The organism is Kribbella antibiotica (genome assembly GCF_004349055.1).
GTDB classification, from domain to species: Bacteria; Actinomycetota; Actinomycetes; order Propionibacteriales; family Kribbellaceae; genus Kribbella; species Kribbella antibiotica.
In genome coordinates this window covers 39907-55294 of the sequence record NZ_SMKX01000044.1, presented here as the reverse complement: position 1 = coordinate 55294, position 15388 = coordinate 39907, and the positions used below count along the sequence as shown (strand labels likewise).

Annotated in this window: 14 protein-coding genes and 1 pseudogene; 3 read left to right on the top strand and 12 right to left on the bottom strand. The window is 65.7% G+C overall.

Annotated elements, in window-relative coordinates; genetic code table 11:
- Positions 1-500, bottom strand: a pseudogene (locus tag E1263_RS17535) (hypothetical protein); the annotation flags it as partial.
- On the opposite strand from E1263_RS17535, the gene E1263_RS44365 reads away from it, so the two are divergent.
- A complete protein-coding gene (locus E1263_RS44365) occupies positions 475-741 on the top strand; it encodes a transposase (protein ID WP_132168613.1) in 267 nt (88 codons plus the stop codon). The pseudogene E1263_RS17535 and the gene E1263_RS44365 sit on opposite strands and share 26 nt — an antisense overlap.
- Before the next feature lie 381 nt (positions 742-1122).
- On the opposite strand, the gene E1263_RS17525 is transcribed toward E1263_RS44365, so the two are convergent.
- The 6 genes from E1263_RS17525 to E1263_RS17500 all read right to left on the bottom strand — a co-directional run bounded on the left by E1263_RS17525 (position 1123) and on the right by E1263_RS17500 (position 6907).
- Positions 1123-2106, bottom strand: coding sequence for a LysR family transcriptional regulator (locus tag E1263_RS17525; RefSeq protein ID WP_132168611.1), 984 nt, complete (start codon positions 2104-2106; stop codon positions 1123-1125).
- A gap of 81 nt (positions 2107-2187) precedes the next feature.
- Positions 2188-3573, bottom strand: a complete 1386-nt coding sequence (locus tag E1263_RS17520; RefSeq protein WP_132168609.1) for a cation:proton antiporter — start codon at positions 3571-3573, stop codon at positions 2188-2190.
- 33 nt (positions 3574-3606) lie between these two features.
- On the bottom strand, positions 3607-4260 hold the full coding sequence (locus tag E1263_RS17515) for a chorismate pyruvate-lyase family protein (protein ID WP_132168607.1): 654 nt from the start codon (positions 4258-4260) through the stop codon (positions 3607-3609).
- A gap of 38 nt (positions 4261-4298) precedes the next feature.
- Positions 4299-5792, bottom strand: a complete 1494-nt coding sequence (locus E1263_RS17510) for an NAD(P)/FAD-dependent oxidoreductase (RefSeq protein WP_132168605.1) — start codon at positions 5790-5792, stop codon at positions 4299-4301.
- 125 nt (positions 5793-5917) lie between these two features.
- A complete protein-coding gene (locus E1263_RS17505; protein ID WP_238161301.1) occupies positions 5918-6091 on the bottom strand; it encodes a hypothetical protein in 174 nt (57 codons plus the stop codon).
- 222 nt (positions 6092-6313) lie between these two features.
- On the bottom strand, positions 6314-6907 hold the full coding sequence (locus E1263_RS17500) for a nuclear transport factor 2 family protein (protein ID WP_132168603.1): 594 nt from the start codon (positions 6905-6907) through the stop codon (positions 6314-6316).
- A 110-nt stretch (positions 6908-7017) separates the two neighbouring features.
- Here E1263_RS17500 and E1263_RS17495 point away from each other — a divergent pair, with 110 nt between their 5' ends.
- On the top strand, positions 7018-7395 hold the full coding sequence (locus tag E1263_RS17495) for a winged helix-turn-helix transcriptional regulator (RefSeq protein ID WP_132166272.1): 378 nt from the start codon (positions 7018-7020) through the stop codon (positions 7393-7395).
- Positions 7396-7584: 189 nt separating this feature from the next.
- Here E1263_RS17495 and E1263_RS17490 read toward each other — a convergent pair whose 3' ends face one another.
- The 5 genes from E1263_RS17490 to E1263_RS17470 form a co-directional block, all read right to left on the bottom strand.
- Positions 7585-8004: a helix-turn-helix domain-containing protein gene (locus E1263_RS17490; protein ID WP_132168601.1), complete on the bottom strand. Its 420-nt coding sequence runs from the start codon at positions 8002-8004 to the stop codon at positions 7585-7587.
- A gap of 157 nt (positions 8005-8161) precedes the next feature.
- Positions 8162-8440: a hypothetical protein gene (locus tag E1263_RS17485; RefSeq protein ID WP_132168599.1), complete on the bottom strand. Its 279-nt coding sequence runs from the start codon at positions 8438-8440 to the stop codon at positions 8162-8164.
- 119 nt (positions 8441-8559) lie between these two features.
- Positions 8560-9291, bottom strand: a complete 732-nt coding sequence (locus E1263_RS17480) for an RICIN domain-containing protein (protein ID WP_132168597.1) — start codon at positions 9289-9291, stop codon at positions 8560-8562.
- A complete protein-coding gene (locus E1263_RS17475) occupies positions 9288-9788 on the bottom strand; it encodes a sigma-70 family RNA polymerase sigma factor (protein WP_132168595.1) in 501 nt (166 codons plus the stop codon). Before E1263_RS17475 ends, E1263_RS17480 begins: the two co-directional genes overlap by 4 nt.
- Positions 9789-10223: 435 nt before the next feature.
- Positions 10224-13487 carry a S8 family peptidase gene (locus E1263_RS17470; protein WP_238161300.1) on the bottom strand — a complete coding sequence of 1088 codons (3264 nt, stop codon included), beginning with the start codon at positions 13485-13487 and terminating at the stop codon, positions 10224-10226.
- Between the two features lie 578 nt (positions 13488-14065).
- On the opposite strand from E1263_RS17470, the gene E1263_RS17465 reads away from it, so the two are divergent.
- On the top strand, positions 14066-15220 hold the full coding sequence (locus E1263_RS17465) for a S1 family peptidase (protein ID WP_132168591.1): 1155 nt from the start codon (positions 14066-14068) through the stop codon (positions 15218-15220).
- The last annotated feature ends 168 nt before the right edge of the window (positions 15221-15388 follow it).

Below are 15388 nucleotides of genomic sequence, written 5' to 3'. Positions count from 1 at the left end.
GCGGTGGCGGTGGCCAGGTAATGGTCGAACAGGCGGGTCAGGGCGGTGCGTTGGGCTGAGGCGGGCTCGTCGTCGTCGGCGCGGCCGGTGGCGTAAACGCGGACCAGGTCGTGGAAGGTGTAGCGGTCCGCCGACAGGGTTTGCAGCAGGTTGTCGAGACTGAGCTGGCGCAGTTGCCGACGTGCCGCGGCCAGCCCGGTCGCGGTCAGGGCGGCGGCCGCGTAAGCGTCGATGTCGTGGCCGGGGTCCAGTGCCAGCAGCCGCAACAGTTGCTGCTCAGCGGCGGGTAGGTGCTGGTAGGACAGGTCGAGGGCGAGTTCGACGGCGGTGTCCAGCCGATGGTCGTGGTGGCGTTTGTCGAGCCGGTCGGCGTGGTCGCTCAGGGTCCACCCGGGTATCCCGCGGATGTGCCCGGCGACCTGGCCAAGAGCCAGTGGCAGGTGAGTAGCTGCCCGATTCGTCGGGAGTTTGTAGATGGGTTCGACACGCCGTAGTTTCACCGAGGGGTACAAGCGGGAAGCGGTTAATTTCGTGGTCGAGGGTGGCCGGTCGGTTGCTGAGGTCGCCCGCAATATCGGTGTTCACGAGATGACGTTGGGTAGATGGGTGCGAAAAGCTAAAGACTCCGAGGAGCCGGCGGTTGAGGTGCCGCACGTTTTCCGGACAGCCTATTCACGGTTAATTCACGCTGCAGACTGTAATTCCAGGTATTCGTCGTGGGCTTGCTTTGGAGTCTTGTAGCCGAGCCCCGAGTGGCGACGTTTAGTATTGTAGCGTAATTCGACTTCACAGCTTCCTCCCGATACTCAGGAGTGAAATTCTTCTTCGGACGCGGCAACATCTTCCCTTTCCAGACGACCCAATCTTAGTGGGGGCCACTGTCCGGAAGATTCGTGGCACCTCACCATGGCCCTGGGGTCGGAAATGGAGACAGAATCAACAGACTGGTCGGAGCGCTCCGTGATGGTTTGCGCGATTGCATCTTCATGTTCCTCCATCAGGGTCCAGTGGTCGCCTGCCACACGATTCGGCCGTGCGTTCGAGATGTCCATTGTGGGCCAATTCTGCGCGATTTAGACAATGTCAGACTACTGCGAACGCCCTGGCAGACGCTCGCCTTGTTTATGGAGACCATCGCTCAAGTTGATTCGATCCGACAGGTGTATGGAGCCTGGGATCGTCCCGCTGGTGGTTGGAGTCCTTGGTTTGGTCCTGGTCGGCGGCCAGACGTAGCAGGCTCGTGCGCAGCCATCGGTGGGAGGGGTCTTCGGTGAGGAGCGGGTGCCAGTACATGGACTCGATCGCCGGAACAGCCGGTCCCTCAAGCGGCACCGCGCGCAGGCCGATTCCCGCGCCGAAGCTGTCGAACACGCCGCGCGGCACCAGAACGAAAAGGCGGGTGCCCGGCACCATATGCGCGGCACCGGTGAAAGTCTCCGTCGTGGTGACGACATTGCACAGTCTGTCGTTCAGGGGCAGCGGGGTCGGGCCGTCCACCCGGATGCTGGGCAGCGTTGCGAGCTGCTCCTCGGTCAGATACTCACCGACCTCAGGATGGTCGGCAGAGACCACCCCGACGAACTCATCGCTGAGTAGCACGGCGCTGGGGAAGGCCACCATCTCGGCCAGCGCCACGGCGGGCGGCCACAACAACAGGTCGCAGCGGGCCGAGTACAGCAGCCCCTGCTGCCCCACGCTCATCGGCACCACATTGATCCGGATACTGGGCGCGACGGTGTCCCACTGGTGCAGCAGCGGCCGGATCAGTACCAGCAGAGGGTAGTCACCGGCAGCGATAATAAAGCTGCGCCGGCTGGTGGCTGGATCAAACACTGCCGCGCTAGACAGCAGACGCCGCACAAGCACCAGAACCTCCTCAACCTGCGGCAACAACACCTCAGCAAGAGGAGTAAGCGTCATCTGCCGGCCCCGCCTCACCAGCAACGGGTCATCGAGCAGACGACGCAACTTGCGCAACGACACCCTCACCGTCGCCTGACTCACCGACAACCGTTCCGCAGCCAACGTGACACTGCGCTCAGTCAGCAACGCATGCAACGGGCCATGAGCGTTCAGATCCACATTACGCAGATCAGACCGCGCCATCGCCACTCCCCCGCCGCACCGAACACCCTGCTGCTGAGCACTCAGACATGCCCGTAACCCTCGCGGCCACCGCGCAGTCCCTCACGGCCCGCTCACACGTTGAGATTCAGACCTCAACCGCTGTTTCAACGCTAGGTTCGCCTTCTGGGGTTCCTCGCCGGTGGGGCCGAAGACGATTCCGTTCTTCCAGGCGTTGCGCTCGAACATTCGCTGTAGTGGGGTCGCGGCGATGGTGGTGACGACGGTCATGAGCGCGAGGATCGTGTACAACTCGGCGGTGATGAGGCCGGCAGACAAGCCGATGTTCAGGAGCACCAGCTCCATCAGGCCGCGCGCGTTGGCCAATGCACCCATCGCGCCTGCTTCGCGCCAGCCCATCCCCTGCGAGCGGGCGACCAGGCCGATGGCACCGAACTTGCCGGCGAACGACACGGCCAGCACGAGCGCGGTCACCGCGAGGATCTTCGGCTCGAAGATCAGGTCCAGTTGGGTGTTGAGTCCGGTGTAGACGAAGTAGGCCGGTAGCAGCAGGTATCCGACCACCGGTTCCAGCCGTTGCCGGATCTGTTCGATCAGCTCGCCGCGCGGCATGCACAGCCCTGCCACGAACGCGCCAAGTACCGAGTGGATGCCGATGAAATCGGTGAAACTCGCGGCGAGGAGAACCACCACCAGCACAACCACGAACGGGCCTACCGGAAGTCCGCCGGTGCGCTCTGTGTCGTCGGCTCGCGGCTTCCAGGTGTTGAGTCGGGCTAGCAGCCGCCGCCCGATCAGGGCCATGAACAGCAGGTAGGCCACGCCACCACCGGCCGCGAGGTAGGCGCCGCCCGGACTGTCTTGCGCGGTGGCCACGACAACCGCGAGCAGGATCCAGGCACACGCGTCGTCCACTGCCGCGCACGCCAGCGACATGGTGCCCAGGCGGGTGCCTGTCAGCCCGGAGTCGTAGATGATCCATGCCAGGATCGGGAACGCGGTAACTGCGATCGCGGCCGCCACGAAAAGTGCCCCTTGCCAATTCGCTATCCGGTCTGTGAAGTACCGGCCCTGTCCGACCATCCACCAGCCGACCACCGCGCCGAGCAGCATCGGCACCGCGACCCCGGCCGTAGAGGTGGCGGTCGCCTGCCGCCGATGCGAACGGAGGACATCCAGGCTGAAGGACGACCCGACCAGGAACATGTAGAGGATCAGGCCGAGCTGCCCGATCACATAGATGGCGATCAGGTTCGGGTGCATGATCGTCTGGCCGCCCACGATGAGCTTGATCGGGAACAGCCACTGCTGCGCAGCGGGCCACGCCAAGCCGAGCGCTGACGGGCCCAATAGGAATCCCGCGACCAGGATGGCCACCACCTGCACCTGCCGAAGCCGCCGAAACAGCTGCCAAAGCAGTCGATAGGTCAGTAGAACGACCGCGAGTTGTAGGGATAGGTGGGTGGTGATCTGCAGGAGCGTTGGCATGGCTGTTTCTCCCTGTGCGGCCGGTATCGCGGGTTAGTCAGGTGGTGGGGCTGGTCTGTCGGTCTGGGGTTCGTCGGCCCAGTGCAGGTCGCGGTCGGTTATGGGTGTGTGGTCGGGCGGGATGATGGCGGGATTGAACGATTCGCGGATGTAGCACAGGGGCCGGTCTCCGAGCAGGAGCAGGTAGGCCCTGGTTGCAGCCAGGCGGCCGTCTGGCCACCTCATCAAGCCGGCCCGGAGCAGGTGACGCCGCTGGGACAGGCCCTGCGACATCAGGTTCTGACCGATCGGGACCTGGGAATCAGCCAGCCCATAGGTGGCCGCAGGCCCACTGAGGCTGACAACATGGTTGACGGAAACGGCCGCGTCGACCGTGGCGGCCGCGTCGACCAGGCAAGACCGGCGGACGATGACACGGCCGACAGCGGACACCCGCAAGGACGCTGTCACGGTGACCGGCAGGCAATCCGCCAGGTGATCTACTTGATGAAGGACCTGAACGTGGAGGTCCCTGCCGATGACCGCCTCGAGCGCGGGCATCGTGAAACCGTCCGAAGCCAGCAACATCCTGGTCAACGGATCACCAAAGGCCATGATCTCGTCCCGGCGCATCCGGAAACCCGAAACGCCCGCCGCAGAGCCGGCTGGCGCCTCGCGGACCGACCGGAAGCGTGTCACGACAGCCACGCAATGGTTTCCACCGAAATATCCCCGCCAGCAACCGGTTAGTGCGTGACCGGCGGTGCACCGACCGGCGGGTTGACCGGACGGGCGATCGCGTCTTTCTCCGCGTCGGTGCGAGGTCGCCTGGTCAGGCCGAGCACCGGCTCGGTAGTCACTCGCAGATCACCCATCGCCGTGTCCGCGCCCAGCGGATCACGCCACACGTTCCACACCGGCGACATGTCCAGATGCCCCATATAACTGATATTCGCCCCGGACGCGTAATCGTGGAGGCCATCGGCCTTCGTGGCGATCGTGTCGCTCCCCGTCCGCTGCTGCGCCCCCGACGACTCATCCACATCAGTCAGGCCAGCCATGATCCTCGTGAACGACTCCTGCGCCGTGTCATCAGCATGTGCCTCAGTCAGGGCACTGGCATGCGAGAAATACTCGTCGGACCCGACATACTCCTGATACATCCTCGACACCAACACCAAGAACCGCTCATAGGCCCGCCGATACGTGTAATCAAAGAACGACAACGCATCCGGCTCGCTCATCTCACCCCGCAACGCGGTCGCGATCGACGCCGCCGCCGTCAACGCACCATAAGTCGCCAAATGAACCCCGGTCGACAACAACGGGTCAAGGAACAGGGCCGCGTCACCCACGATCACATAGCCCGGACCACAAAGCCGGTCACTGACATACGAATAGTCCTGATCGGCGCGGATATCGGCGACCTGCGTCGCCCCCTCGAGCAGTTTCACCAACTCCGGGGTGTTACGGATCGTGTCGTGGTAATACGCGGCCTGGGACCCGTGCACGCGTACCTGCTCGGCAGCCTTACGCGTGGAGATCACATAGCCGACACTGAACCGTCCATCCGCCAGCGGAATATGCCAGAACCAGCCACCCTCGGGTGTCGACACCACATTGATCGCGCCTTCCGGACTGTCCGGATGCAGACGAGCGCCCGTCCAGTACGACCAGATAGCGATGTTGCGGAAACCCTCGTGCTGCCGGCGCATCCGGAAATGCTTCTGCGCCAACACACCCGCACGCCCCGACGCATCGACCAGGAAATCGAACTCGGTCGTTCGGACAGTGTCCTCACCAGCCATCGTCCACTCGACCGCGACCGGCCGATCGGCGTCGTCGAACAGCACCTTCTTGACCGTCGCCTCCTCGATCACCTCAGCCCCCTGATCCGACGCGTTACGCAGCAACAAATCATCGAAAGTGGCCCGATCGACCTGCCAAGACCACGCCTCCGCGTCCACCAACGCCGCCCAGTTCAACAACCACGTGTCCTTCTGCCACAAGAAGACCCCACCCCGCTTGATCTGGAAACCATGCGCCGCGACCCGGTCATACGCCCCCGACACCCGCAACGTCGACAAACACGACGCCAACAACGACTCCCCAATGTGATACCGCGGAAACCGCTCCCGCTCCAACAACGTCACCCCGACCCCAGCCCGCGCCAACAACGCAGCAACCGTCGAACCAGCCGGCCCACCACCAACAACCAACACACGCGGCGAAACACTCACAACAAACTCCTCACAACAGGGATGAATAGACGCTTTCCTTACAACGGGCGGGTCTTGACGGTCCGCCGGGTAGTCGCGTTCGTCAGCGATCGCGGTGGGTCGTCAGCCGTGCGAGCAACTCCAACTCAGCCGCTCGGCGTTCCGTCCTCGTCCTGCCGGCCAAAGTGGTAGTTCGTGATGCGCTGAGTTGCCGGCGGCAACTGTCCGACCGCCGCCCGCATGGCCGGCTCCACCAGTTCGCGGCTCCACGCCAGGACCTGATGAGCCGATGGGCTGCTTGTCCTCTGAATGATCGACATCGAATCGCTCCTCATCCTGCTCTGTTCAGGGGAGACCAGCGACGGATCCGTCGTCAGTCGAACTCCGTCTGCGACTTGATACCGATCGGCGCCGAGCGACCAGTCGAGGTTTCCGCGCATCCAGGACTGCAGACCGAAGTACTGGCCCCCTGCGGGACTGCCGACCAGCTAGGTTGCGTTGCGCCGGCGCAACGCAGCACCTAGCTGTGTCTACTCCGGACTCTAGCCGAGGCCGATCTGGGCGTAGAAGGACTGGTTGTCCCAGAACAGGTACTCCTCCTCCATCGTGTTGCGCTTGTTCCAGATGCCCACCGTCGCCATCGGGAGCGAGTAGGACTTGCCGGTCGGCTTGATGTAGCCGCCCTTGCCGTCAGGCATCGGCTTGCTGAAGGTGCCCTTCATGGCACCGGTGACAGCCGTCAACTGGTCGTTCGCCAGCCTGAACTGGTGCTCGGTGATCCGGGTGTCCGGCGCCCAGACGAACAGCGCGGCCAGATCGGCGATGTGCTTGTCGATCCCATCGGTGAAGTGCCCGTCGGGCCAGTTCACCCGGATGTTGCGGGCGTGGCTCTCGTGCAGCCGGTCCCACTTCTGGCCGGTGAAGACCTCGAAGTCCAACTCGTCGAAGATCTTCAGGTGCTTGCGCTCGGTCCGGCTGAGGTTGGCCGGGAAGCCGTCGCCGCCGTGGTGGCCGCCGGTCTGCGCGGTGTCGGTGGCGCCGTAGGCCAGCTCGCTGCCGCTGCTCACCGCGGCCAGCGCCAGCGCGCCGAAGCCTGCCGCGCTGCTGTTCCTGATCAGAGAACGTCGATCGATCATCGGTGTCGCATCCTTCGGTCGAGCCTGCTGTAGTTTCCGTTAGCAACTGTTTACCAGCAGCAACTGCAACCTTCAAGTAACTGGCTCCTGGGACAGAGTAGGCTGGAGGCGTGGACAGTGACGTCGATTACGACGTCTTCGGCGCCGCCTGCCCATCCCGGCCGGTGCTCGAGGACGTGACCGGGCGCTGGGGGTCGCTGGCGATGGGCGCGCTCGCCGACGGCCCGATGAGGTTCAACGAGCTCCGCCGACGGGTCGAGGGCGTCAGCCAGAAGATGCTGGCCCAGTCGCTGCAGGCGCTCGAGCGCGACGGCCTGGTGAACCGGCAGGTCCAGTCGACCTTCCCGCTGAAGGTGGAGTACAGCCTGACCCCGACCGGCGAAGTGCTCGCCGCCAAGCTGCTCGACCTGATCGGCTACCTCACCGGCAGCATGCCCAGCATCCTCGACGCCCAGCAGAGCTACGACCAGGCCCACGCCAAGACATAGCCCTCAGTCTGAGTCACCTTGTGGAGAGCCCGACCAGCGGCGACGCCGAACGCGGTCACGGCAACCCACACAACTGGTTCATGCCCGCCTACCGGCGGATCCTGACTGCTTTGCGTCGATCTCGGAGCGCAAACTGGCCGCTGCTGTCTAGACCCGCTCCCTTGGCACTTCGCGCCCTGCTCGACCCGTTCAGTGGTCGCTCGCTTTATCCGGCAGGGGCGCGGAGCCGGACGCGGGCACCGTTGCGCGCCGGCGGTTGAGTAGCCACCAGGCGGTGATCAGGTCCTCGGGCTTGCGGATGTCCAGCCCGGTGAGTTCGTGGAAGCGGTTCACGCGATAGCGCACGGTGTTGTCGTGCACAGCCAGTTGCCGAGCGGTGACGTGGACCTGCTGGTTGCACTCGAGGTAGACCAGGGTCGTCTCCTCGATCTCCCTGTTGGAGCGTCCCGCGTCGTCCAATGGATCCATGTGCCTTGCCGAAAGGCCCGCAGCAGCGCAGTCAGCGGAGAGCACGAGCGGTCGTGGCCCGAGATCGGACAGCCGTACGACACCCGACAAACCAGACCCGTCGGCGGTCTCCAGCGCGGGGACGGCCGGGACCACCCTCACCTGGTCCCGACCGTCCCCCGTTCCCCCCGGGCGGGCCGTGGCCTACCTGAGATCACCCGTTCGATCGAGGCGGGTACTGCAGCCGGCAGCCGGGTCAGAAACCACCTCGAACAGAGGGTCAGGTGGTGGGGGCGGCTTTCTCCCTAACCGCTCCGGTCTATTTGGCCCGGGTAAACTCTGCGGCGGCCTGCTCCTTGGCCTTCTGTGTGATCTCGTGAGTCAACGTCGAGGCAGCGGCCCGCTCCTTGGCCTTCTGCGTGATCTCGTCAGTCAACGTCGAGGCAGCGGCCCGCTCCTTGGCCTTCTGCGTGATCTCGTTAGTCGACGTCGACGTCGACGACGATGGCGACGTGGTGGCCTGCGCGGTCAAGGAGTGGGCCAGCAGTGGGACGGCGATGGCCAGGGCGAGGCCGCCAAAGATGGTACCCGTCTTCATCATGGTCATGCGGGGCATGGGAATCCTTTGTCTCAGGTGAGTGATGAACAGCGCGTCCTGCGCTGGTGCTCGCTCTTCCATGACGCCTGGGGTCGGACCCCGGTTGCGGTCAACGGCGGTTATTTCGCCGTGACCGCGAAGATCGTCGGGGTTTCGTTCGTCACCGTGATGTTCAACGACGTCGGATCGATCGCGAGCTGCCCGGACGGCGTGCCGATCGTGTAGAGGTGACTGCCCCGGTAGCTGAAGACGAAGCGCTGAAACGGGGCTCCGGCGTCGCAATCGGCCAGCGCCAAAGGCGCGTTCGGCCGCGCGTTCAGGCATCGACCGCTGGTCTTCCATTCGACCATGAATGTGTCCGCACCGATCGAGCGCAGGGTGAACCGGGTCCCGTCGGCTTTCGGTTCGCCGCGGGCATCCACCGTTGCTGACCCGTCCGGGGCGACCCACACGAATCGTCGTTCGCCCAGCGCCGTCGGCCCGGAGAGCTGGATCGGCCCGGGGCGCGGCCGGCCGGCCGATGTCAGCTCCTGCTCCTTCGCCGAGCCTGAGGTCTGGGCGGCTTCCTTCTCCTGCCGAACCAGGTCGCTCTTCGACGTCGAGGTAGAGCTCGGTGCGCTCGGGGCTGTGGCCTGTCCGGCCGGTGCCGGGTTCCCACCGAGTTCGCCCCGGCCGGCAACGAGGGCGTAGCTGCCGCCCATCACGATCAGGGCCAAGGCGCCGACCGTGACCCGCTGGACGCGGCGGCGGCGATCACCCCGGCGCCGCAGTTCAGCCGCGCTCGGCAGCCGTCCCTGCGTCCCGGCTGCGGACACCACATCCCGAAGCCGGTCATCCAGATCGTCCGTCATCTCACTTCTCCTTCCACCAGGGACGTCGGGCCCAGATTGGCCAGCAACGCCTGTCGTCCCCGAGACAGCCAGGACTTGACCGTGCCCTCGGCCGTCCGCATCTCCAGAGCGATGTCGGCCACGCTGAGATCCGCGAAGTACATCAGCACCAACGCCTGGCGCTGCTTCTCCGGAACTTGCCGCAGCGCCGCGATCAGCACCACGTGGTCCGGGCCGGGCGGGGCGAAGTCAGCGGGTTCATGGGTACGCCGATGCGCGAGCAGGCGGTTACGGGCCTTGCGCCAACTACTCACCGCCTTACGGGTCGCGACCGTTCGCACCCATGCCTGCGGCGAATCGTTCAGCCGGACCGTGGCCCACCGCTGCCAGGCCAGAGCGAAGGCGTCGGCCACCGCATCTTCAGCCGCGGCCATGTCGCCGGTCATGGCGTAGACCTGGCCCAGGACGCGACGGGAGGAAGCGGCGTAGAATTCATCAAAATCAACGGTGTCTCGCATCGCTTCCTCTCGGTACCACCTATGACGCCTGGGCGTCAGTACCACCTATGACGCCTGGGCGACCCGTTCGGTTGCAGTGGCGGCCGCGTGGCTCGTTAGTCGTCCGAGGCTTCGGTCGGCGCCCTTGGCACCTTGCCGTGCTCCCTGACAGATGGGCGCGCTGAGACTGCTCACCTAATTGTCAACGGACCCGGCTGACCGTACGGAGCGGCCCGGGATAGGCCTGGCCTTGGCCAGGCCTATCCACTCGACCGGTTCAGGACCGGGTTACTGCTCTGCATGTCAACCTCATGATGACCCGCTGTCGACCCGCTGTGGGTCGTAGCGTGATATTACGGGCCCACCCTTGACAACGCCTGAGGATCACCCAGCTGTTCCCAAGCGAGATCCCTCCGGTCAAACAGGTTGCAGAACCCGACCGTTATTGGGCGCCCGTCAGCGCAGCGGGTAGGCGTCGATCGTGGTGAGATCGGTGACGTTGTCCGCGGCGTCGACCAGATGGGCCTTCAGCGACACGGTCTTCGCGCCCTTCGGGGTGACGAAAACGGCCTGGTACGCCGCCTTCCCGCGCGACGTGACCACTGCCTTCTTCCAGGTCGCGCCGCCGTCACCGGAGACCTGCAGCTCCAGCTTCTTGATGCCCGGCAAGGTTCCGCCCTGCTGCACCTCCAGACCGATCGGCAGCACCGTCACCGCCGTACGCTCGGCGACGTTCTTCCGGTCGACCTTCGGCCGGTAGCGCAGCCCGACCATCGGCAGTTGCGTCAGCTTGTCGGTGGCCTCCGAGGTGAAGGTCCAGCTCAGATCGGTCCTGGTACTGAACGCCGAGTACGACTGCCGGGTCTGGGTGGCCTGCAGCGTGTACTTCGTCTTGGCTGCGGGCAGCCCGGCGGTCTCGACCGCACCGAACTGGCCGGACTCGGCCAGCACCTTGCCGCCACTCAGCAGCTTGGTCGAGGCGGTGTCGGTCCGGCTGTAACCCTTGTTGCCATCGGCATCCATCAGGTTGAACAGGTAGAACCCCATCCTGTCCTGCCGGCGGGCGACGAGTTCCGGCGACACCGTGAACGCCGCGGCGCCGTGCCGCTCGTGGTACGTCCGGCCGGCTCGGTAGGCCCGGAACGGCGAGGTGAGCTGGCTGACGCTCCTGCCCGGGTCGCCGATGACCTCATACACCTGGGAGGCCCACTCGATCGGTGCCACGTCCGCCAGAAACTTCACCGCGGTCGGCTGGTCGTAGCGCATCGGCACCGCCAAGGCGGTGGCGTGGCCGGTCTGACCGAACACGAAGTGATCGACGGCCCGGTCACTCATCACATTGATCGTCCGCTGCACCACGGCCAGGTCCTTGGCCTTCACGTCGCGCTGGAAACCGGTCGGAAACTTGCCCGGGAACTTGTTCATCAGTCCGTAGACGTACGGCGAGTTGACGAACTTGCCGTCGGCTCCCGGCTGCGCCCACTGCGACGAGATACTGCCGATCATCGCCTCCGGCGGAAGATCCGGGCCGACCTGCGCGGTATGAAGGCTGCTGCCGCCCGGCGAGTCCACGATGATGGCCCACTGGAGACGGCGGCCTCCGGCCGCGGCCCGGTCCACTCCGACCCCGACCGCGAGGGGAGCCGCGCCGGGCGTGGGTACGGTGATCTTGATCGGTTTGGCGCTCCGGGCGTCGAACACCACCGTGGTGTCCTTGTCGAGCCTCAGATTGGGCTGCGCCAATTGGTAATAGCCGCCCCGGTCCGGATCGGCCGCGCTGGGCGCGAAGTACAGGTTGTCGGCCATATAGTCGCCCTTGACCAGCCGGAGCGTCTTCTTGGTGCCGCCGACCAGGTACCCCGAGAGATCGTCCAAACCGAACAGATAGGTTTGGAGATCGGCCGGTTTGCCGTCCAGACCGATCGCCTCGAGAGTCAGGTCGTAGCTCTCCGCCTCTTTGTCGACGCCGATCGCCGAGGTGACCGAGACGTCCCCGGCGGTCGCGGTCAGCCGGCCTGAGTAGATACCGTCAGGCCCGTCGTGCCTGGTGCTCGAGATCGCCTGTACCGACGCCGTACCGCCGGCCGGCACGGTGACCGTGGTCGCGCTGAGCTGCAACGAACCGGCCGGCGCCGGCTTGCCGTCCGGAGCGTTCAGGGTCGCGGCCAGGCTCAGGGTGACAGCCTGGTCACCCAGGTTGCGGTACGTCACGGTCTTGGTGACCGGCTCGTCGTCGTGGTGCGGATAGACCGTCCGGCCGAACGAGAGGTTGCCCTGCTCCGCGAACACGGACTGCTTGATGCCCCTGGCCAGGTCGATCCGGCCGGCGCCCTGCTCGAACACGGTCTGATCGGAGATCGGCTTCGCGGACGCAATCAGCGTGCCCTTGAGCTCGGCGGCCTTCCAGTTCGGGTGCTGCTGAACCAGCAGGGCGGCCGCGCCTGCGGTGTGCGGCGAAGACATCGACGTACCGGACATCGTCTGGTAGTAGTCACCGGCCGTGCCGCCGGCCTTGGCGGCCATGATGCCCACCCCAGGAGCAGTGACATCGGGCTTGACCGCACCGTCGCCGACCCGCGGACCACGACTGGAGAAGCCGGCGAGCTTGTCCTCGTGATCCACGGCGCCGACCGTCAGAGCAGCGTCGGCGCTGCCGGGAGAACCGACGGTGCCGGCGCCGGGACCTGAGTTGCCTGCAGAGATCACGAACAATGCGCCGGTGGTGGCCGTCAGCCGGTTGACCGCTTCCTCGAGCGGGTCGACGTCCGGGAAGTCCGGGCCGCCGAGGCTCATGTTGATGACCTTGGCCTTCATCTCGGTCGCAGCCCACTCCATCGCGGCCAGGATGCCCGAGTCCGGGCAACCGCCGGAGACGTCGCAGACCGTGCCGTCGTACAGCTTCGCGTCCGGCGCGACGCCCTTGTACTTGCCTTCGGAGGCCGCTCCCGTACCGGCGATCGTGGAAGCGACATGCGTCCCGTGATCGGCGATTTCCTCGGTCGGATCGTCGAGGAAGTTCTTCGCACCGACCACCTTTCCCACCAGGTCCGGGTGCTTCGCGTCGATGCCGCTGTCGATGACGGCGACCGTCACACCCTTGCCGGTGAAGCCGGCCTGCCAGGCGGTCGGTGCACCGATCTGCGGGACCGACTTGTCCAGCGAGAGCTGGCGCTTGCCGTCCAGCCAGATCTTCTTGATGCCGTCGGCCGACCGCGCGATCCCGAGACCGGACAAGAAGGAGCCCGCCTTGGCCTTGTCGACCTTCAGCGCCGCGCCGTTCATCCCCGGCAACTGGCGGGTGACCTTCGCGCTCGGCATCGCCGCGCGCTTCTGCGCCTTGCCCGTGTAGGTGACGATCACTGGCAACGACTTGGTCGACTTGTCGTCGTACTTCGCCTTGATCAAGCCGGTCACGTCGAACAGGCGACGGTCCAGCCGGTCGCTCGTCAACTGCGCACGGACGTCGGCCGGTACGACGTACTGGTGGTCCTTGATCTTGTAGGTGCTGAAGGCGATTCCGCGACGGCCCGGGCCGGGCTCGACGGTAACGCCGGCCTCCGTGACGGTGACCCTGTCACCGGTGATCAGGGTGACTCGCTGGCTCGCCTGCGATGCCTTGAGCGGCTCCTGCACGACGGCAAGGGCGGGTGCCGCGGACTGAATTGCCGACGCCTGGGGCGGGCCTGTCAGGCCGACTGCCAGGGCTGCGATCGAGGCCACGGCGGCTACGCCGAGACGTCTCGATCGTGGTGTGGATACCACGATGGTCCCTTCGGTTCGATTGTCCTCACGAGGGGCTCAGCCGGTCGCCGTACGCAGCGAATCCAGCGAGCCGCGCACTGAAGACGCGGGGACACCGTCAACGGTTGCACAGCCTGCGGATTTAGTTGCCGACAGCCCTTCTCCCAGCATCCGTAGCCGCGCGGCGGCCGACGGTGGCGCCCCTTGCAGCAGCCGGCGGACGCGGTACCGGGCAGCCAGCCGGGTCGTCCGGGTACGGCATCTCCGGGTGCCGGCGGTTCTCGCGCCCCTGGGGCTATGACCGCTTCCGGACGTTGCGCTGGGTACAACGAGGCGGGGATAGCGATTACCGAGTTGCGCAACTGGCAGCGTCGGCCTCCATCTCGCTTGACGGCGTGCGCATGGGCCAGCACTCTTTCCTTCGAGAGCGCTCTCACCGTCCCCGTCCACCGCCGTTCTGTCGATGGCCACGCTATTCGGTTCCTGCCCTTCCCAGGGCCGATCCGCGGCGTCGCCGAGCTCGGCGGGGACTCCCGTGAGGTAGAGGAGTAAAATCCATGCGTACGACGAAGAGCGCGCTGTTAGTGTCCGCAGCACTCATCCTGACCCCCTTGGGCACCGGGATCACCCAGGCCTCGGCGGCCCCGTCGCCCGAGCCCGCTCCGCCACTGGCGGCGACCGGACAGGTCGAGGCGATGCAACGCGACCTCGGTCTGACCAAGTCGCAGGTCGAACAGCGCCTGCAGGTGGAAGGTGCAGCCATCAAGGCGGTCCCTGCCGCGCAGCGTGCTGCCGGAGCAGCCTTCGGCGGTGTTTGGTACGACCAAACGAAGCAGAAGCTGGTGGTAGCGTTGACCGACCAGAGCCGCGCTAGCGCCGTACGGGCTGCTGGTGCGGAGGTGGTGTCCGCGAAGGTGACCGCGGTCGCTCTGGACAAGCAGGTGGCTGCTGTCGACAAGCTGGCAGGTAAGTCCGTTCCGGCAGCTGTGAGCGCTTGGTCGGCCGATCCCCACAGTGGTGGCGTAGTGGTCGATGTTCAAGCAGGTAAAAGAAGTAAGGCCGTCGATGCCTTCGTGGCGAAGGTGTCCAAGGCTGGACCGGTCACCGTTCGCGAGGTCAGTACTCCGGCGCCGATGACCGCAGCCGCCGGCACGGTCGGCGGAGACCCGTACTACATCGGCAACGCCCGTTGTTCCATTGGCTTCTCAGCCCACAACTATCGCTTCGTCACAGCCGGCCATTGTGGCCGCGCCGGGTCCGCGGTGTTCGGCTGGGACCGCTCGGCGATGGGTACCATCCGGGGTTCCTCCTTCCCGACCAACGACTACGCGTGGGTCGAGGTCCAGCACGGTTGGTGGACCGTGCCAGTGGTGAACGGCCACGGCACGGGCGACAAGCTCGTCCGCGGTTCGCGGGAGGCCCCGGTCGGTGCGGGGGTCTGCCGCTCGGGCTCGACCACCGGCTGGCGCTGCGGCACCGTCCAGAACAGGAACGTGTCGGTGAACTACGGCAGCGGCAACGTCGTCCACGGCCTCACCCAGACGAGCGCGCACGCGGACTGCGGCGACTCCGGCGGTTCTTTCCTCTCCGGTGACCAGGCCCAGGGCGTCACCTCCGGCATGTACGGCAGCTGTGGCTCCGGCGGTCCGTCCCTGTTCCAGCCGGTGAACGAGATCCTCAACGCCTACGGCCTGCGACTCCACACCGCCTGACAGACCGTTGCGTCCGAAGACGTGGTGGCACTGGTGGTGACGTCTTGAAGGCGTGAAAATGTGCCCCACCCCTGTCCCGCGTAACGTCCGAACGATCGGAGAGCCCGCCTCCGGATTTTCGGACGTTATGAGGGTTCGTTCGCGCGGGAACAGGTTCGCGTCGGCCGA